We start from the raw sequence: 19,507 nt of genomic DNA, 5'->3' as shown, positions 1-19,507 counted from the left end.
AGGATGTAATTACTGTATTCACTATTTCTACTCAGCACTTGATGATACAGTTGAATTAATGGGTATGGATACAAGATATGAATCAAGCATTGACGGTTTTGTAAGGATGCCTGCAAAAGATCAATTGGACATTGACTTAAGCCCATCTTATGTTGTAACAGGTAACCACCCTGCAGTAATTCGTGAATCATTACTTCCACAAGTATTCGACATTGCTGATAAATTAACTGAAAGTGCTAAAAAATTAGTTGCACCAGGATTAAACGGTCCATTCTGTATGCAAACATTAGTTAACGATAATTTAGAAGTAATCTGTTTTGAAATCAGTGCAAGAACTGATGGTGGAACAAATACATTTATGGATGGTTCTCCTTACTCCTACTTGACTTATGGTAAACCAATGAGTATGGGTAGAAGAATTGCTCTTGAAATTAAAAGAGGTATAGAAAGAGATGAATTAGAAAAAATAATAACATAAATTTGTTATTATTTTTTAAATATTTTATCGACAAAAGTTTTTTCCTCTTGAGGTTGAACTTTTGCTTTTTTCTTTTTATTTTTGTTTTTTCCTATTTTTTGCTGTTTTTCATATTGCTCTAAAGCTTTTACACGGCTTCTTTTTGTCCATGCACCAACAAAACCGACAACTGCACCAACAATTAGGATGATAAGTGTCACAGTCATAATTCCGTTTTCGGTAAGGAAAAATCCGTCAAATTGTCCCATGTATCCTTGCAGGGTTAATACAACAATAGGTGTTGATGCAAGTAAACCCATAAAGGTTCCCATTTTCAAATCGTTCTGTCCATATCCTGCATATATGAGTCCGATAGCTGAAAAAGGATATAGCCAATCATTGAATTGGTATCCGAATAGTATAAATGCTGCTGCAATAGCTGCACCGAATACCAAAGCCTTAATATTTATGCCCAAATCATATCTCATTTAATATCTCCAAAAATTTAATTTTCTTTTTTAGAAGCCATTATTCCTCCAACAGCTCCTGTAATTCCCATGACAATTGCATAATAAATCAGTTCACCGATTACGGCACCCAGTCCTGAAAGTCCGGAGATTGTAAATCCAGTCAATCCTCCAAATATTCCAAAGAAACTGCCACCGATTGTTGCGGTTATAATGAATAGTATCGCACTGATTATGGTTCCAAGAGCTCCTGCAACTGCTGCATTCCACAGCCCTCCCAAGGCTCCGCTGTGTGCAATGTATCCTGTTATAAATCCAACTATTAACAATCCAATGAATTCATAGTGTGAAAAGAATGCTTGAACCATTATTGCTAATATGAATCCAATGATAACTGCTTTCCATTTTGTCATGATGTCACCTTTAATTTGTTAATATTGGTACTTTGTTAATTCATTTAATTTAATGTTTTGATTTTTTTGTTCAATAGATGTCTTTTAATTTGTCTTTGATTTGGTCAAGTATTGCTTGATGCATTCTTTTTGTAAATTCTCCTCGGTCGTTTTGGTTTAAAACATCTAAATATCCTTGTGAAACTAAATTAAATGCGAATGGACTTGGAATAACTGTATTGATTGTTTTTATTTCCATTTCTTCTCTGTCAATCATTTCAATTACTTTAAGTGCATTTTTTATGTCCATATAATCTTCGAGGGCTTCCCTTCTGGCCTCATTTAAAATCGGGAAGTTTTCATCCATGTCCTGTACGAATTTGAGCAATATCTTTCCACGAACCTGCTGACGGCCAACGGACTTTGATTCTCCCTTGTATCTTCTAAGGGTCATCAGTGATCTTCCGGCGCAATGCCTGAATCTTGAAGCCAATGTCTCAGTTTTGTTCAATGATTTTGTAAGGATTGTCTCGAAATTTTCTGGGGTCAGTTCCCTGAATGATTCCAAACCGCCGATTGTACCGTCAGAGCTTAAATAAAATCCGTTGTCGGATATGGATATTGTCACGTTAATGTTAAATCTTCTTGCGGCAACATATGCCACAGCTCGTGAAAGGGCATCGTTTACCTTTCTTCCAAACAGTGAGTGGAAGATGACAAATTTTCTTCCTCCAAATCCCTTGTAGTATTCAATCAGAAGTCTTTGATTGCTTGGTATGTGGGCATATTTGAACTGTTCGACAAAGTATTCGTAGATGGAATTTGCCGCAAAGTCATCAACATACAAATATTCATGAATGAACTCCATAATTTCCTCTTTGCTTCTGCGGTATCTGAATTTCACGTCCATATGTGCCCTGAACCTTTGGATGTCCATTGCAAGGTCAAAAGACAATGGCAACTGCTGTGAAAACCATGATGGGATTGTTGGGGGGCCGCTTGCGGGAGTCACATTGATTGTCATTCCCTTTCCGTAATTGAACCTGTAGGTTCTGCCTCCCAAAACGAATGTGTCTCCTTTTTTCAGCCTTTCCATAAATACTTCTTCGATTTTACCGACAGTTTCGCCGTCGCATTTGACAAGCACTCCTGATGAGTCAGGTATTGTTCCGATGTTTGTGGAGTAAAGCATCCTGGCCAGTTTTCCACGTTTTCCGAATGTATTTTCCTTATAGTCAATCCATATTTTGGCGTAGACGTACCTTTCCTCAAGTTCAGTGTACTCTCCTGCCATGTAGCTCAGGACATCTTCATAATCGTCTCTTGTGAGGTCCTTGTAGCAGTAGCTTTTCCTTATCACGTCATATGCATAATCGATGTCCCAAGGATTTTCTATACTCATTCCGTAGATGTGCTGGGCAAGCACGTCCAAACAGTTTTTAGGGATGGAAATTTTGTCGATTTTTCCTTCTTTTGCGTTTTTAAGCAATACTGAACATTCAACCAAATCGTCACGGTCAGTAACGATTATTTTCCCTCTTGATTTCTCATGGAGTTTGTGTCCGCTTCTTCCAATCCTTTGAAGAGCCCTTGCGACAGACTTTGGAGAGTTGATTAGCACGACCAAATCTATGTATCCTATATCGATTCCAAGTTCAAGGGATGTTGATGACACCACTGCCTTTAGCTTTCCTTCTTTCAGCTTGTTTTCCGTTTCCAGTCTGACTTCCTTTGAAAGGGATGAGTGGTGTGCCATTATGTTTGTGCCGTTGTAGTGCATAGGATACATTTTCTTTAGGTTGTAGACAAAGCGTTCAGTTCCGCTACGGGTGTTTGTAAATATTAGAGTTGTTTTGTTTTCCCAAATCAAATCGTCTAACAGGTCATACATTCCAAGGCGGGTGTCCTCCTCGTCTGCAAGCACAATGTCGCTTACGGGACACATTACTTCCATATCCAGTTCCTTGAGGTAGTTTATATTGACAATCTTACAGTTCCGCTCAACGCCATATTCATAGCCCACTAAAAACCTTGCAACTTCATCAATCGGACTGACTGTTGCGGAAAGGCCAATTCTTGTGTAATGGCCTATCAGATGTTGAAGTCTTTCAAGGGATAAGCTTAAATGCACTCCTCTTTTGTTTTCGGCCAGTGAATGAATTTCATCAATGATTACGTATTTCACATGGCTCAGTTTTTCCCTGAATTTTGGAGCTACAAGTAAAATGGACAATGTCTCGGGTGTTGTAATGAGGATATGGGGAGGTTTTTTAAGCATTTTCTGTCTTTGGTATTGTGTTGTGTCACCTGTCCTGACTGCTTTTCTGATTCCAAGCTTTCTTCCTGCAATCTTTTCAATTCCATTTAATGGCTCATCAAGGTTCTTTTCAATGTCATTGTCCAATGCCTTTAGGGGTGAAATGTATATGCAGTAAACCTTGTCTTCTAGTTTGTCCTTTTCGGCAAGTGCAGTAAGTTCGCTTATGACTGATAGGAACGCTGTTAATGTTTTACCTGATCCTGTTGGTGATGAAATTAGTATGTTGTTTTTCTTGTGTATGTCAATGATTGATTTTTTCTGAGCTGGAGTGAAGTCTTCAAACTGTGAGTTAAACCATTTCTGAACCCATGGATGCAGGGTTTTTAAAATCTGTTTTTTGGTATAGCTTTTGGTCTGCTCTTCAATCATTTCAATCACTCTTTTGAAAAATTTCTATTTTTTAATTTTGTAAAATTTGTTATATAATATGATTTGTTTTAATATTTAGGCATGACTAAATTTAAGGATTTTTCTTTTTATTTTAACTGGATTGTCGCAGATGTGTTTGTATTAGTTGAATTAAACATGATTAAGTTTAATTAAATCAATTATGGATAACATTCGTTATTTTTTACATTTCACTTGAAAAAATTCATTAAAATGATAAATTTTATAAATCAAATTAAACATATTATTATTCATACCATGTGAAAAAATAACTTACTGAGTTATTTTGAAATGGTGGAGCGTGAAAAATATGAATGACTTATTTAATTTAGAAGGACAAGTCGCATTAGTAAGCGGAGCATCCTCCGGTATTGGTGTCGACATGGCAAAAGCATACGCAAGATACGGTGCAAACATAGTAGTTACAGGAAGAAGGAAAGAAAGATTAGATGAAGTCGCAGCTGAAATTAAAGAACTTGGTGTTGATTGTATTGGAGTAGTCTGTGATGTAACCGACACTGAAAGTGTTGAAAACTGTGTAAAAGAAGTCATGGACCACTTTGGAAGAATCGACATCCTCCACAACAACGCAGGTTACGGAGCAACCAAAGAAGCAGAATTACTAACTGACGATGAATGGAACAAAACTGTAGATGTGGACCTTACAGGAACCTTCAAAATGTCCAGAGCTGTTGCTCGTGAAGCAATGATTCCTCAAAAATACGGAAGAATCATCAACACTGCATCCATGTTCGGTTTAGTAGGAACTATGGCAACCCCTACCTCCCCATATGCAGCAGCAAAAGGTGGAGTAGTAAACCTCACCAGACAATTAGCAGCAGAATGGGCAAAATACAACATTACCGTAAACGCAATCTGCCCAGGTACTTTCCCAACTGAACTTACCCGTTCAACCATTGACAATGACGAGTACAAAGCATACACAAAAACTGTTGTACCTGTTGGAAGATCTGGTGTTGATGGAGAATTAGATTCAACTGTTGTATATCTCGCATCACCTAAATCCAGTTACGTAACTGGTCAAGCAATTGCTGTAGACGGTGGATACACCTGTATTTAAATTGAAAAATTATTTTTTCAATTTTCTTTTTTTCTTTTTTTTAATAAGCAAATATCCTGAATTTCCGTATTTTTTGTAATGGGTATTTATATATTCTCAAAAACTAACCTAATATCATGACTAATTTAAGTTTTAACGAAGCTATTAACAATTTATCAGATGATGATGTTAAAGTTAGAAAGGAAGCTATCGAATCATTGGTTGGAATTACTGATGAGGAAGCTATTGAACCATTAATTAAAGCAACTACTGATGAAAATGCTCAAGTCAGATTTAAAGCTGCTGAAATTTTAGGCAGTATGGGGGATGTAGCTGTCGATAAATTAATCGAAGAATTCAAAAATGCTGAAGGAAAAGATAAACGCTTTTTAGCATTTGCACTTAAAGAAACTGAAGATAAAAAAGTTATTCCTTATTTTGTTGAAGCAACCGAAGATGATGACTTTGGTGTCAGAAAAGTAGCAGTGCGCTCTTTAGGTGAGCTTCAGGCAGATGATGAACTTGATACAATTGCCAAATGTCTGGAAGATGATGATTGGGGTGTAAAATTAGCTGCTATTCAGGCTTTGGGAGACCTTGCAACCGAAGAATCAATTGCACTCATTAAACAGGCAAGAAAAGGTGAAGACGACAAGGACTTCAAAAAATCCTGTAATAAGGCAATTAAAAAAGCAGAAAAAAGACAAAAGGCTAAGGCTTCAGGTAAGTCAATTGTAAAAGTTATTCCAATGAGTACCATTAAGGAAATGGAAAAAACCAATCTTCAAAAAGCTATTAAGGAATATGAAAGATATGTGGAAGCAAAACAGCCTAAAGATGCTCCATATAAAAGATTATGTGTTCTTTACAGAAAACAGAATGACTATGACAATGAAGTTAGAGTCATTGAAACAGCTATTGAAGTATTCGCAGACAACGATAAAAAACTGCCTTACTTTGAAAAAAGGTTGGCTAAACTCAAATAGTTATTTTTTGATAACTTCGTAGAGATCTTCTCTTTTGTTTTTCAAAAGCGGAAGTTCTTCTCTTACTTTTTTTATTTCATCCAAATCGATTTCACAATAGACAATCTCTTCTTTTTGACCTGCCTCGGCAATTATTTCACCCCATGGGTTTGCAACAATTGAATGGCCGAAACTGTGATAGCTTGCATTTTCGTTTAGTGCTGGAGCAACTCCAATGCAATAAACCTGATTGTCCAGTGCTCGGGCTCTAAAGAGCAATTCCCAATGTGCGGGACCTGTTGTCATATTAAATGCTCCAGGATAGAAGAGCATTAATGCACCATTTTCAACCATGACTCTTGCAAGTTCCGGAAAGCGGATGTCATAGCATATTCCAATGCCTATTTTTCCGAAATCTGTTCTGGCTATTGTAAAATCATTTCCAGCAGTCAGCACGTCGGATTCCTTAAATGTAATTTTATCTTTAACGTCAATGTCAAAAAGATGCATTTTCCTATGTTTGGCTATTATTGCACCATTTTTGTTGAAAAGGTAAGATGTATTGTACAGTTTGCCGTTTTCCTCCTCCGGAATGGACCCTGCCAAAATATGCATCTGATTGCTTTTAGCTAGTTTTGAGATGACATTTAATGTATGACTGTCATTTTCCTCTTCGCAATATTCAATAAACTTATCGTTGGAATATGGGCAGTTAAACATCTCCGGCAGGACAATAAAATCAGCATTTTGAGCGGCGGTGGTTATCATTGAACTGGCTTTCATTAAATTTTCTTCTTTATCATCGATAACGTTCATCTGACAAAGAGCAAGTTTGATTTTAGTCATGTTAACACTTAAAAAAATAGAAAAAAGTATGATTTAAATCATACTTATGCAATATCTGCAGAATTTATCGCATTATTAATATTTTCTGATGTAATTGAATTAATGGAGCCTCCACTTACTTTGAAAACATATAATTCACCATCAGTAAACATTGAAACATATCTTGTGTAGTTACCATCAGCATTTTCTAAAATGATATTTGATCCGTTTCTACCATCTAAAGTAACGGTTTCAAGAAGTTCAACAGCATCTCCGTTATCTAAAGCATAGGTGATTCTTTGCTGATTGATATCTTTTAGAGATGTGGCACTACTGCTAATATTATAATGTTCAATAACTGTATTGTTTTCATCCATATAGAATATAGCGGTTTCGTGTTCGGAATCAGTGAGATTTACTTGTTCCCAACTTTTTGGATATTTGAATGAAAAGTCACCTGCATCATACACGGCTAAATCGCCGGATGCGATAGGTGTTGAAGTATTTTTATTTGATCCAGTTAGGACAATTCCACAAATCACGATTAAAGTAATAAGTAATATTGCTCCAATAATAAGTTTCTTTTCTTTGATAATATCTAATACGCCTGGTTCATTGGAAGGTTTTTTTACTTTTTGTTTTTCCACTTTAGGTGGCTTTTCTACTTTAGGTGGTTTTTCCACTTCTGGTTGACTATCAAAGATACTTCTTTCTCTTTTAACGGCAACCTTTTGTTTTGGGAATTTAAATCCACAATTTCCACAAACAGGAGCACCATCATAACTAGGATTTCCACATTCAGGACATTTTTTCACAGCCTAACCTCCATTGAATTTACATTTTTATAAAGAATGTATATGTATAATAAGTTTTTTATTTTATAAAAATATATTTATATTCGTGATAATCATGGATGAGAATAAAATTATTAATGTTGATGACATAAATTATGCAATTTACAAAATAGGTGAGTGGAAAAATAATTATGAGATCAATCAAATTGGTTTGTCCAGTGAAGTTCCAGTCACTAAAAACACTGTTTTTCATGTTAAAATGTCTATGGACGAAATCAGACATTCAGAATTTTCAATTTCCGATAAAAAAGTCAACGGATTTGTAGCTATTTCATATCAGTTAAATCCAAAACTTCAGGAAATGGAAATCGATGATGTTATTGCACTTGAAAAAGAAGAATATGATAATATTTTAGCTGAATTGGACGGTTTGGAATTACTGGATGAAGAGGACACAATTCCGCTTGAAAATGAAGATTATCTCATTTACAAATTAGAAAAAGAGTGTCATGTTACAACTTCAATTCCGGCTAATGAGTTAACTAAAGAGTTCCATGCCAAAGAACTTAAAAAAATTGAAGATGCATTGAACTAGAATGCATCCAATGTCACTTTTTTATCTCTTTTTAACTCGCGAGGAGGTTCAATTGAAACAAATTCAATGCCTTCTTCCTCAATCATCTCTTGCGCATCTTCCATAAGTGATGGTGCCACAAGCAATCCTCTTATTTTTTTCTTTTGGGCCTGACATTCTTTCAGATAATCATTTTCAGTATTTTCAAAGTCCTGAAGATATCTTTTAAGCTGTTTTACTGCATTAACGCCTGCTTTTCTGGCTTTCAATTCCAATATCATCAGGTTATTGTCACTGTCTTTTCCTAAAATGTCAATAAATCCATGTTCCACGCTGTATTCTCTTGCAGTAGGTGTGAATCCTTCTTCAATCATATGGGGTTTTTCCATAATCATGTCGCCCATGTCCTTCTCGTATCCTGCCTGTTCAAGCTCTTCGAAGTCCTCAATATTTGCGAAATTGATAAAATGGATTTTTTTAATCTCAACTGTCAGCAGTTCCTTAGGTGTTCTTCTGTGACTTTCCAAAAAGAGATTGTCGTTTTTGATATAGCTTCGGGTTCTTGATTTTGGAGGTTGCCAATTTACGGGTTCAACCTTTTTTTCCTGATGGATTAAAAATGCTCCATCCGGTTTAATCATTACTATACGTTCTCCCCAGTTTAATTCACTTAACGCACGACCTTCATAGTTAACTTTACAGCAAGCAAAAATAAGAATTGTCGCTTTTTTTCTCAAAGCTTCCTGAACCAAATCGTATGCTTCATCACAACTGGGTTTTTCTAATATTTTATATTTCATCACAATAACATTGTTTAGTTTAATTTAAATATTTTGTTTTTTCAATATATTAGTTAATGGAGGGGATTTAAATTTTCGATGATGAATTTTTTGAAAATAAAAAAGAGGACTTTATAATGGATTCTTTCAAATTTCAAAATGGAAAAGTCCTGAATGATGTTAAAGTTGAGTATATGACTTATGGAACTCCAAAATATGATGAAAATGGAGTTATCAACAATGCAATTCTTTATTGCAGCGGTTCTCTAGGAAGCTTTGCTGGAGTTAATAAAATTTTACCGTTAACATTTCCAAATTGTCCTTTTGACAGCGAAAAATATTTTTTTATCAGTTTGACTGCTCTGGGATCTTCAGGGTCATGTTCTCCTTCACAAACTGGCTTAAAAAATAAATTCCCAAAATACAACATGTTGGATGTTGTAAATTTCCAAAAACAGTTTTTGGCCGAAAAATTCGGGATTAATCATGTTTTAGGCTTGATAGGCAATTCCATGGGGGGATTTGTAGGATTGACTCAAGCTATTGAATATCCTGACTTTCAGGACTTTATAATCACTGGTGTAAGCAGCTACAAGGTTGCAGGCCATGATTTCATTCTTTCAAGATTCGTGGATGAGATTATTGGGTCTGATCCGGATTATGCAAAAGGTGAATTGACCTATTCATTAATAAGGACCTTAAGGATAGCCTGTCTGGCAGAATTTAACTTCGGTCTTTCCAAAGAGGCATTAAGGGCAAAAACAAACGATGAATTGAGTTTTGAATTTGAAGAATTTGGAAATGAAATGATAGAAACTGACATTTATGATTTGAAATACTGCAATGCCGCCAGCATGAACTTCAATGTGGAAGATGACTTGGATAAAATCACATCCAAAGTGCTGATCATTTCATGCAAGCAGGACCCTCATTTTCCGCCGGAACTTGACGGCATTCCAATGTCTGAAATGATTGAAGATTCTGAATTGATTGTAATGGATTCTGAATTGGGGCATTTGTGCTTCAATGAACTTGAAAACATAGCCTATGAATTAAATGAGTTTATGGAGAATTTTGATGATGGTTAAAATCTCAAACTATGGAAAAATCGATGATAAAAATTTCATTGAATATCTGGTCAATGGCTTATCTTCAGACCAGATGGATTTTTTGAATGAAAATCTTGAAGAGGAAACTGAAATTGACGGGGAGTCATTTAAATTAAAAATGTACTTTGATGACCGTCTGTATCCGTTTCAAAGCGAGGTTGCCCAATTTAGGTTGGATGACTTCATTGCACGTGAAGAAATTGAAATGAACATATTTTTATCAAGTTTTTTAGAGGATATGTGATTATGTAACATTATTTTTATTTATTGAATAATTTCAATAATTTTTATATATGTGAAAAATTTAAATATAACATTTAAGAAAATGAATTTCGGTCTTGATTATAATAATTATATTATGGATTCATTTGAATTTGAATCTGGAAGAATTTTAGAGAATGTCAATGTTGAATATTGGACTGGCGGGTCGCCTAGATATGATGCTGACGGCAATATTGTTAATGCAGTTGTATACTTCCCAAATTTTAAAAATGACAGCTCTATTTTGCAGGAATTTCACAATCAAATTTTGGAAGAGTTTAATGATGAGTATTTTTTCATTAAGATAACTCCTCTTGGAGTTCCAGATTCATGTTCTCCTTCTTCAACTGGTTTGAAATATCAGTTTCCACAATATGCCTTAAAAGACAGGGTTAATTTTAAAAGACAATTTTTAAAAGAAAAATTTGGCATTGGGAAAGTGTTGGGCCTTGTTGGTGAGAGGGTCAGCGGATTTGAAGTCTATACCTGGGCATGTGAATATCCCGATGAAATGGAGTTTATTATTAATTTAAACACTACTTTTAAAACATATGGATACCGTTACGTTCTTTTAAATGTTGCAGATTCAATATTGGATTCTTCCGATGATTTTTACCGTGAGGAATATTCTGTTTCCCTATCAAAGCTGATTGTAACACTCACAAGGTTAGCGTTTTTAGGCAATTTTCCAAAAAAGGTTTTTGAAGAATTTTCAAATGATGAAATTGATGTTTTAATGGGGGATTATGTTGATGAAGGCTTGTTCATTGACATATATGATTTCAAATCCCGTAATGACTGTCTTTTGAGATATGATGTTTTCGATAAGTTGAAGGATATTAAGGCAAAGGCATTAATTATGGGATCCTCTGACTATTTATATTTCAATAATGAGAAGGATATCCTGCCTTTAAAGGACATTATTGAAGATTCAAGAGTGCTGGTGTTTAGTGATAAGGAAAGTTTTTATGATGAACATGATTTTTCAGATATGGGTTCTGAGGTCATTTCCTTCTTAAAGCAGTTCAAATGACTAAATTAATCTTTTATAAGATTTTTCAATATAGTTAATTTTTTTCTATTTTTACAATACAATGTTTAATTTATTTTGATGTTAGGTAATTTTTATATATTTTTAAATAAATAATATAATTACAAATATAGTGGGTGTCTATTGTGGTGTTCGATGAGTCGTTTTTGGGATATGGTAAATATGAATTTGATGAATTTAAATTTGAGAATGGGGATGTTCTTGAAAATGTTAATGTGGAATATAACATAACTGGCACTCCCAAATATGATGATGACGGAAACATGGTAAATGCCGTTGTTTATTTCCATAATTTCAATGGATCTTGTTCTTCAGTTAATGACTTATATCAAATTACAGCTGACGGCGCCCCATTTGATAAAAATGAATATTGCATCATTTCCATTACTGCCTTAGGTTTTCCGGAATCCTGTTCCCCATCAACCACTGGCTTGAAATATAATTTTCCAAAATATACAGTTTTGGACGTGGTTAATTTCAATAGGCAATTTTTACATGAGTTTTTAAACATTAATCATGTGTTGGGCTTGTGTGGGATAGGATTGGGGGGATATTCCATTTACACATGGGCATGTGAATATCCGGATGAGATGGACTTTATTATGGTCTGTGACAGTTCCTATAAAACTAACGGTTATAGATATGTAATTACAAGAGCTGTAGACAGTATCATCGAGTCATCGGACGGATTTTATGATGAGAATTATAATGATTCGTTATCACGAACTTTGGTTTCAGTTTATAAATTGTTATATTCATTCTATTTTTCAAAAAAGGTTTTCCAAGAAATGTCCAATGATGAAATTGATGTTTTAATGGACGATTATGTTGATGAGGGTCTTTTCACTGATATATATGACGTTAAATTTGCCAATGATATCATTTTGAATTTTAATATCGAAGAAAAATTAGGTGATATTAAGGCAAGGGCATTAATTTTCGGTAATGAAGACGATTTATATTACTCTTCTGAGGAAGATACACTTCCTTTAAAGAATCTAATTGAAAATTCTCAAGTGGTTCTATACAAGTCCAGTAGAGATCATACAGGACATGAGGACTATTCAGTGATGTTTGATGAATTCAGGGAATTTTTGAAAGATTTTAAAAAATAGAAAAAAATAAGCTAGGATTAACTAGCTATTTTGATGCGTTAAGCATATGTTCAACGGCTTTTCTTGACTTGTCTGCAACATCCTTAGGCAGAACAACTTCAGGTTCCTCATTAACGAGAGCGTCTCTTATTTTTTCCAAGGTGTGCAGTTTCATTGTTTCACATATTGCTCCTTCAAGGAGAGGATACAGTTTTTTGCCCGGAACTTCTGAGTTTATTCTTGTAATCATGTCAATTTCAGTTCCGATAACAAACTCTTCCTTATCGCTTTCCGCAATGTATCTTAACATTCCTCCGGTGGACATTACTTTATCGCATGCATTTTGAACCTTGATGTCACATTCAGGGTGACAGATGATTTCCGCATTAGGGTATTGTTCCCTTTTAAGCTCAACGTCTTCTATATGGAATAATCTGTGAACGTAGCAGTGACCGTCCTTTGGAACAGGAATGATTTCCTTGTCTATTTTTGCAGCAACATGAGTTCCAAGGTTTTTATCAGGTCCGAACAGTATTTTATCATGAGGTAGGCTTTCAGTAACTTTGACTGCATTTGCTGATGTACATAATGTGTCTGCATGCTGTTTTGCTTCTGCAATACTGTTGACATAAAGGATGACTCCCGCATCAGGATGTTCCTCTTTAGCCTTCAGCAATTCTTCTTCAGGCAACATGTGTGCCATAGGGCATTCCGCTTCAAGAGTTGGAATCACGATTTTTTTATCAGGGTTTAAAATATACGCAGTTTCAGCCATGAAATCTACACCGCAGAAGACCACTAAGTCTTTATCGTCAATTTCAGATGCTTTAATACATAATTCCAGTGAATCTCCAAGAAAATCAGCTATTTCTTGAACTTCTTTTGGCTGATAATTGTGTGCCAATATAATTGCATTCTTTTCTTCTTTAATTTTCAAAATTTCTTCTTGAAGTGAATTCATATTACTCACCTACTTTTTCTACATATTTTCTAATTTCATTAGTGATAATTAATTTATATTCGTCTTTTGTTTTATATTCTTTTATCCAAAATGATACTTTAACTTTGCTTTCTTCAAAGGTTATCTCCTTTGCAAAAACTTGAGGTTTCGGATTTTCAGCGACCCCGTCATATGAGCTTATTTTTTCAATGATGTATTTTGAGAAGTCTTCAATGTCAACATTAGGTTTCAAACCAGTATGAATATCAATTCTGTACTTTTCAGGTTTTTTATATTGGAGATATGTATTGTTTGTCAGTGTGGAGTTCGGAACATTGATTCTAACTCCCAAATCATTCACAATAACGGTTGATCTAAGGAAAATCCTTTCAACATATCCTTTCTGGTTGTTGATTTCAATTGTTTCTCCAACCTTGACACTTTTCCCGATAATCAATATGATTCCGGAAAACAAATTGGAAATAATGTCTTTTGCAGCAAAACTCACTGCAATACCTACGATACCTACGCTCAGCAGGGTTCCTGCAACATTGATTCCAAAGAATTGTAAAATGACCATCAATGCAATAAAATAAATTACATATGTTATTATGTCCCGGATTAGGTATGCTGCGGTCATGTCGTCCTGGAACCGTTCCATTTTATTCATTGAAAATGCAACGAACCTGGTAATCGCTAATGTAATAACAATGATAATTATGATGCTGATAAATGTCCATGTCGCATCATCGAATGTTGTTGGAATATACATGGTGATCATCTAACCTCAACTTCTAAAAAGTCATGTGCCATTTCAGTATTTTCAAATACTTCCTGGGCTTCTTTTAACAGGACTTTGGAATAACTTTCGCCATATCTTGTGCTTATATGTGTAATTATCAGTTTTTTGCTGTTTGACTCTTTTGCAACGTATGCGGCATCCGCCGCTGTTGAATGGGCATGCTCTTCTGCATTTTGTGCTTCCTCTGAGGTGAATGTTGACTCGTGGATTAGCAATGTGCTGTCCTTTGCAAATTCAATCATTTCCTCGCAAGGCCTTGTGTCTCCTGAGTAGGTTATTTTGATTCCTTTTCTCGGTTCTCCAAGAACCTGTTCAGGTTTAATGATTCTGCCGTCAATTTCAACTTCCTCTCCGTTGTGGAGCTTTCCAAAAGCAGGACCTACCGGAACTCCAAGCTCTATTGCCTTTTCTCTCAGGAATCTCGGTTTTTTCTTCTCTTCTATTGAATATGCGAGGCACGGAACATTATGTCTTACTGACTGGCAACTGATAATGTATTCGTCAGTTTCTTCAATAGTTCCGCTTTCGATTTCAATAAAATCAATTGGGTAATCTATTTTACAATAGCCTAAGCTGAAGATTGCATTTTTAAGCTGTTGTAATCCTTTAGGACCATAAATTGTTAGCTTTTCTTCTCTTCCAAGCAAACCCAATGACTGTATCAGTCCTGGAAGGCCTAAAATGTGGTCGCCATGAAAATGGGAAATGAATATCTTTGACACTTTCATAGGACTCACTTTTGTACTAAGCATCTGTTTTTGGGTTCCTTCCCCACAGTCAAATAGTATAACATCTCCAAAGGCCTTCAAGGCAATTGAAACCTGATTTCTTTCCTTTGAATGGACTGCCGAAGATGTTCCTAAAAATATTATTTCCATATAATCACTAATTTATATTATAAAATAAATATATATTTTAATCAATTATTAAATTTTAGGTGATTTTTTGGATAGAATTATTCGCTACATGTTGGAAGAGGACGAAGGTTTCGGAGACATTACTTCAAATGCGGTTGTTGAAAAGGGAAAAGAAATATCTGCTCAGATAGTTTCCAAAGATGAAGGAATTTTAGCAGGTATGGATGTAATTCGTGAAGTATTCGAGGAGTACGGAATTAAAGTCAAATTCTGGTTAACTGACGGAACAAAAATATCCAAAAACGATCTGTTAATGTCAGTTGCAGGGGATGCAAGGACAATTCTGCTTTTGGAAAGAACAGTCCTGAACTTGTCCATGAGAATGAGTGGTGTGGCAACCGCCGCAAGTCATTATGTCGAGTTAGTGAAGGATTATGATGTAAGGGTTGCAGGAACACGTAAAACTTCACCTGCAATCGCTAAATTCGATAAATACGCTTTGGGCGTTGGGGGTGCAGACACTCACCGTTTCAGTCTGGATGACATGGTATTGATTAAGGACAACCACATTGCTGCCTGCGGAACTCCCCTTGAAGCACTGTTAAGGGCAAAGGCCAATGTCAGCTTTTCCAAAAAAATAGAAATCGAAGTGGAGACACTCGATGATGCTGTGGAATGTGTGATAAACGGTGCGGATATCGTAATGCTTGACAACATGTCTCCCTTAGAGGTCAGTGAGGTAATCGACAAATTAAACGAGTTGAACATTCGTCAAAGGGCACTGATTGAAGTTTCAGGGGGCATTACTGATGAAACAATTGTCGAGTATGCAAAATTGGGCGTGGACATCATATCAATAGGTGCTCTGACACACTCCTCAAGAAGCCTTAACTTCAGCATGAAATTCTGATTATAACCTTAATTTCAATACTTCCTTCAGCTCTTCGTTGGTCATTTCGGTAAGGAATGTTTCGTCGTTGCTTATTGATTTGGCCGCTAGATCTGTTTTATGTTTGCTTATGGCGTCAATGGTCTCTTCCAGAGTTCCTTTGGTGATGAACCTGTAAACCATCACATCTTTATCCTGGCCGATCCTGTGAACCCTGTCTGTAGCCTGGTTTTCAACTGCAGGATTCCACCATAGGTCATAGTGGATGACATTTTGGGCAGCAGTTAAGTTCAAACCTGTTCCACCAGTTTTGAGGGTTGCAACAAAAATTTTGTAGTCTTCATCTTCCTGAAATGTGTCTATAATCCTTGTTTTTTCCTTGAGTGTCTGTGAGCCGTGTAAAAAGAGCACTTCCTGCTTGAACTTTTTGGAAATCAGTTCCTGAATCAGTTTGCCCATCTCGACGTATTGGGTAAATATTATGACTTTCTCATCATTTGCCAGTATGTTTTCCAAAATATTTACCAAAAGCTCCATTTTTCCGGATTCGCTAATTTTCGGATTTTTAATGGCTAAAAACTGTGCAGGATGATTGCATGTTTGTTTTAGAGCAGTCAATATCTTTAAAATTATTCCTTTTCTCTGAATTCCTTTTGAATTTTCAATATCGAAGAAAATCTCTTCCAGGATTGCGTTATACAGTTTAACCTGCTTTTTGGATAGTGTGCAGTAGATGTCATTGATGAATTTTTCCGGAAGTTCATTTTTAATGTCGTCATCTGTTTTCAATCTTCTTAAAACGAATGGTTTGGCTATTGTCTTTAGCTCGTGGATTGTCTCCTCATCTTCCAGTTTTTCTATTGGGATGACGAACTGCTTTTTGAAACTATCCTTTGTTGATAAGTATCCCTTGTTTGTAAAATCGAATATTGACCAGTAGTCCATCAGCTTGTTTTCTATTGGCGTACCGGTCAGGGCAACTTTGGACCTTGCATTAACGCTTTTGATTGCTTTTGTCTGTTCTGTATTTGGATTCTTGATGTTTTGCGCCTCATCAATGACACATAAAAACCATCGCTCGTCCAGAAACATGTCCAAATCAAGTCTGACAACGCCGTAGGAAGTCAAAATGATGTCATAGTTCTCTAGAGGATAGCTTCTGTTTGATCCGTGATAAATAAAATAAGTCAATTCCGGTGTGAATTTTTTGATTTCGTTTTCCCAATTGGATATTAAAGTTGGCGGCACGATAATCAGTACGGTCTTATCCTCCAGGAGCTCTTTCTCTTTATAGTAAAGAATTGCGGAGAGCACCTGTATTGTTTTTCCAAGCCCCATATCATCGGCCAGTATGCTTCCAAATCCATATCTGATATTTTGAACCAGCCATGAATAGCCTATTTTTTGGTAGGGTCTGAGTTCACCTGTTAAAGATTCTGGAACATCATATAATGTTGGTTTAGCGATTAATTTCTTAAATTTGGCAAAATCTTTAGTATTTAGGTGTTTTTTAATAAGGTCCTGGCTTTCCAAATCCATTTTTTTACTCTCATTATTTTGATATTATTATATTGAATGATTTGAATTAAATATATTGGTGTGGTTGGTAAAAAAATAAAAAAGGGATGAAATTATTTTTTTATCTTAATTCCATCTTCAAAAGCGGTTCCAACAACTTCTCCAACAATTCTGTAGGTTTTTCCAATTGAATCGTAGACGATTGGTTGTAATTTGTCTACTGAAATGTTTCCTTCATCATCTAGGATTGATTCGTCTGCTGAGATATTTACAATTTCACCAATTATGTGCATTTCCCCTAAATCATTCTCATTCATTTCAACCAATTTGCATTCTGCAGTTAATGGGTATTCAGCAATTATAGGAGCGTCTACATTTTCTGCTTTTTCAACATTCACTTCCGCTTCAGCAATTTTGTCCACAACGTTTCCAGAAAATAGTCCGAAGTAGTCGGATATTTCCATTGTGTCTTTTGTGGCATAGCTTACTGTAAACTCTTTTTTGACTTTGATATTTTTCAAGGTCTTTTTTTCCACTTCCGGAAGTCCTATGTTGATTGCAATATGTTTGGGTCCGCATTGACCTCCCCAAGCGATATTCATTACATTTGCATTTCCTTCTTCGTCATATGTTCCAATCATCAAGACTGGAAGTGGAGTTACTATTGAATCTTCAAAATTTTTTCTCATTTTTTCATCTCCTTTGATAAGATATTTAAAAAATCACTATAAATATTTTGGTATGCCTAAAAATTTTAAATTAAAAAATATTCAAATATTCTCTAATAAATTTGTAAAAAACAATAATTTAATAATATAGTAAAACAATATATATTAAAGATAGAGATTTATATTTTTTTTATAATGGTGATTTAATGGTAAAAATAGCTAAATTGGCTTTGGAAGATGGTACTATTTTAAAAGGTGAAGCGTTCGGTTATGAAACCACCAAATTGGGAGAACTTGTTTTTTCCACAGGTATGGGAGGTTATACTGAATCCTTGACTGATCCGTCTTTTAAAGGAGAAATTTTAATGTCTACTTATCCTTTGGAAGGAAATCATGGGGTAAGTGAAAAGTGGTATCAATCTGACAAGATTCAGGTTGAAGGATTTGTCTGTCGTGAGGTTTGCCGTGAAGTTTCCAACTGGGGACCTCAAAAAACTCTTGACGAATTCTTAAAAGAATTTAAAACTCCCGGAATAAGTGGAATCGACACTCGTGATTTGACCTTAAAAATCAGGGAAAGAGGTTCACTTAAAGCAGCAATAACAACTGAAGACATTGATGATGATAAATTGCTTGAAATGGCAAGGTCCCAACCAAGCATTGAAGATATTGATGTTGTTCCTTTGGTTTCAACCAAAGAAATTAAAGTGTTCAATGAAGATGCGGACAAGAAAGTTGCTTTAATCGACTGTGGAGTTAAAAAGAATATCATTAACTCATTTTTAGAAAGGGACATTGGTGTAGTTTTGTTCCCTTATGATACTGATTATAAAACTGTTTTGGATTACTCTCCAAGTGGTTTGATGATTACTTCCGGACCTGGAAATCCTGACAGGGTAACCGAAACAATTGAAACCATGAAAAAACTGTCCAACAGATTGCCAATATTCGGAATCTGTATGGGTCAGCAACTGATTGCTAAGTCTTTCGGTGCAAGATCATACAAGATGAAATTCGGTCACCGTGGAGAAAACCAGCCGGTTAAAGACTTAAAAACCGGAAATGTATTTATCACTTCACAAAACCACGGATTCACAATTGATAAAGAATCCTTAAAAGAAACAGACTTAGAATTAGTTCAAATTAACTTAAATGATGGAACTCCAGAAGGTGTTTCCCACAAGGAATTGCCTCTTAAATGTATTCAGTACCACCCTGAAGCAGGTCCTGGTCCAAACGATACAAGAAGTATTTTTGATGAGTTCAGTCAAATGATGGATGATTATTAAAAAAATTAA

The 19,507-nt window shown here is 35.4% G+C and carries 21 protein-coding genes; 10 read left to right on the top strand and 11 right to left on the bottom strand.

All coding sequences use genetic code 11. The features are described from left to right. The coding region (locus ACKI30_RS01610) for a DUF1297 domain-containing protein (RefSeq protein ID WP_407409314.1) at positions 1–478 on the top strand (478 nt) is incomplete at its 5' end. 8 nt (positions 479–486) lie between these two features. On the opposite strand, the gene ACKI30_RS01605 is transcribed toward ACKI30_RS01610, so the two are convergent. From ACKI30_RS01605 to ACKI30_RS01595, 3 genes are all read right to left on the bottom strand, one after another. Beyond that, positions 487–945 carry a hypothetical protein gene (locus ACKI30_RS01605; protein ID WP_407409312.1) on the bottom strand — a complete coding sequence of 153 codons (459 nt, stop codon included), beginning with the start codon at positions 943–945 and terminating at the stop codon, positions 487–489. A 17-nt stretch (positions 946–962) separates the two neighbouring features. Further along, positions 963–1,337 (bottom strand): DUF5518 domain-containing protein, encoded by a 375-nt coding sequence (locus ACKI30_RS01600; RefSeq protein ID WP_407409310.1) that lies wholly within the window; start codon positions 1,335–1,337, stop codon positions 963–965. 70 nt (positions 1,338–1,407) lie between these two features. Further along, complete coding sequence (locus ACKI30_RS01595; RefSeq protein ID WP_407409308.1) at positions 1,408–4,005, bottom strand: ATP-dependent helicase; 2,598 nt, start codon at positions 4,003–4,005, stop codon at positions 1,408–1,410. Between the two features lie 328 nt (positions 4,006–4,333). On the opposite strand from ACKI30_RS01595, the gene ACKI30_RS01590 reads away from it, so the two are divergent. Both ACKI30_RS01590 and ACKI30_RS01585 read left to right on the top strand, forming a co-directional pair. After that, complete coding sequence (locus tag ACKI30_RS01590) at positions 4,334–5,104, top strand: SDR family NAD(P)-dependent oxidoreductase (protein WP_292739898.1); 771 nt, start codon at positions 4,334–4,336, stop codon at positions 5,102–5,104. A 116-nt stretch (positions 5,105–5,220) separates the two neighbouring features. After that, positions 5,221–6,069 (top strand): HEAT repeat domain-containing protein, encoded by an 849-nt coding sequence (locus ACKI30_RS01585; protein ID WP_407409306.1) that lies wholly within the window; start codon positions 5,221–5,223, stop codon positions 6,067–6,069. Here the strand turns inward: ACKI30_RS01585 and ACKI30_RS01580 are convergent, their stop codons facing one another. Together ACKI30_RS01580 and ACKI30_RS01575 are read right to left on the bottom strand one after the other, a co-directional pair. Then, positions 6,070–6,894 (bottom strand): carbon-nitrogen hydrolase family protein, encoded by an 825-nt coding sequence (locus ACKI30_RS01580; RefSeq protein ID WP_407409304.1) that lies wholly within the window; start codon positions 6,892–6,894, stop codon positions 6,070–6,072. A 44-nt stretch (positions 6,895–6,938) separates the two neighbouring features. After that, positions 6,939–7,688 carry a PsbP-related protein gene (locus ACKI30_RS01575; RefSeq protein ID WP_407409302.1) on the bottom strand — a complete coding sequence of 250 codons (750 nt, stop codon included), beginning with the start codon at positions 7,686–7,688 and terminating at the stop codon, positions 6,939–6,941. 94 nt (positions 7,689–7,782) lie between these two features. Between ACKI30_RS01575 and ACKI30_RS01570 the strand changes: the two genes are divergently transcribed. Continuing rightward, complete coding sequence (locus ACKI30_RS01570; protein WP_407409300.1) at positions 7,783–8,262, top strand: hypothetical protein; 480 nt, start codon at positions 7,783–7,785, stop codon at positions 8,260–8,262. On the opposite strand, the gene nucS is transcribed toward ACKI30_RS01570, so the two are convergent. Then, positions 8,259–9,041, bottom strand: coding sequence for an endonuclease NucS (gene nucS, locus ACKI30_RS01565; RefSeq protein ID WP_407409298.1), 783 nt, complete (start codon positions 9,039–9,041; stop codon positions 8,259–8,261). The two genes, ACKI30_RS01570 and nucS, sit on opposite strands and share 4 nt — an antisense overlap. A 116-nt stretch (positions 9,042–9,157) precedes the next feature. On the opposite strand from nucS, the gene ACKI30_RS01560 reads away from it, so the two are divergent. The 4 genes from ACKI30_RS01560 (at position 9,158) to ACKI30_RS01545 (ending at position 12,556) form a co-directional block, all read left to right on the top strand. Beyond that, positions 9,158–10,108 (top strand): homoserine acetyltransferase, encoded by a 951-nt coding sequence (locus ACKI30_RS01560; protein ID WP_407409296.1) that lies wholly within the window; start codon positions 9,158–9,160, stop codon positions 10,106–10,108. After that, positions 10,098–10,373 (top strand): DUF5750 family protein, encoded by a 276-nt coding sequence (locus tag ACKI30_RS01555; protein WP_407409294.1) that lies wholly within the window; start codon positions 10,098–10,100, stop codon positions 10,371–10,373. Before ACKI30_RS01560 ends, ACKI30_RS01555 begins: the two co-directional genes overlap by 11 nt. Positions 10,374–10,454: 81 nt before the next feature. Then, positions 10,455–11,423: a hypothetical protein gene (locus tag ACKI30_RS01550; protein WP_407409292.1), complete on the top strand. Its 969-nt coding sequence runs from the start codon at positions 10,455–10,457 to the stop codon at positions 11,421–11,423. A gap of 143 nt (positions 11,424–11,566) precedes the next feature. Continuing rightward, on the top strand, positions 11,567–12,556 hold the full coding sequence (locus ACKI30_RS01545) for a homoserine acetyltransferase (RefSeq protein WP_407409290.1): 990 nt from the start codon (positions 11,567–11,569) through the stop codon (positions 12,554–12,556). Positions 12,557–12,581: 25 nt separating this feature from the next. Here ACKI30_RS01545 and nadA read toward each other — a convergent pair whose 3' ends face one another. The 3 genes from nadA to rnz are packed head-to-tail and all read right to left on the bottom strand — an operon-like array spanning position 12,582 to position 15,155. Then, on the bottom strand, positions 12,582–13,496 hold the full coding sequence (nadA, locus tag ACKI30_RS01540) for a quinolinate synthase NadA (RefSeq protein ID WP_407409288.1): 915 nt from the start codon (positions 13,494–13,496) through the stop codon (positions 12,582–12,584). A gap of 1 nt (position 13,497) precedes the next feature. Continuing rightward, the gene (locus ACKI30_RS01535) at positions 13,498–14,247 is read right to left on the bottom strand and encodes a mechanosensitive ion channel family protein (RefSeq protein ID WP_407409286.1); all 750 of its coding nucleotides are present in this window, start codon (positions 14,245–14,247) and stop codon (positions 13,498–13,500) included. Between the two features lie 5 nt (positions 14,248–14,252). After that, positions 14,253–15,155 carry a ribonuclease Z gene (gene rnz / locus ACKI30_RS01530; protein ID WP_407409284.1) on the bottom strand — a complete coding sequence of 301 codons (903 nt, stop codon included), beginning with the start codon at positions 15,153–15,155 and terminating at the stop codon, positions 14,253–14,255. Between the two features lie 67 nt (positions 15,156–15,222). Between rnz and nadC the strand changes: the two genes are divergently transcribed. Further along, complete coding sequence (gene nadC, locus ACKI30_RS01525; protein ID WP_407409282.1) at positions 15,223–16,044, top strand: carboxylating nicotinate-nucleotide diphosphorylase; 822 nt, start codon at positions 15,223–15,225, stop codon at positions 16,042–16,044. Here the strand turns inward: nadC and ACKI30_RS01520 are convergent, their stop codons facing one another. Together ACKI30_RS01520 and ACKI30_RS01515 are read right to left on the bottom strand one after the other, a co-directional pair. Then, positions 16,045–17,562 carry a DEAD/DEAH box helicase gene (locus ACKI30_RS01520; protein ID WP_407409280.1) on the bottom strand — a complete coding sequence of 506 codons (1,518 nt, stop codon included), beginning with the start codon at positions 17,560–17,562 and terminating at the stop codon, positions 16,045–16,047. Between the two features lie 92 nt (positions 17,563–17,654). Continuing rightward, a complete protein-coding gene (locus tag ACKI30_RS01515; protein ID WP_295160169.1) occupies positions 17,655–18,230 on the bottom strand; it encodes a flavin reductase family protein in 576 nt (191 codons plus the stop codon). 185 nt (positions 18,231–18,415) lie between these two features. Here ACKI30_RS01515 and carA point away from each other — a divergent pair, with 185 nt between their 5' ends. After that, positions 18,416–19,498, top strand: a complete 1,083-nt coding sequence (gene carA, locus ACKI30_RS01510; protein ID WP_407409278.1) for a glutamine-hydrolyzing carbamoyl-phosphate synthase small subunit — start codon at positions 18,416–18,418, stop codon at positions 19,496–19,498. Positions 19,499–19,507 lie beyond the last annotated feature (9 nt).

The sequence above is a fragment of the Methanobrevibacter sp. genome (genome assembly GCF_045539575.1).
GTDB lineage: Archaea > Methanobacteriota > Methanobacteria > Methanobacteriales > Methanobacteriaceae > Methanocatella.
Note: the sequence above shows the minus strand (reverse complement) of the source record. Positions and strands in the feature narration are given on the sequence as shown.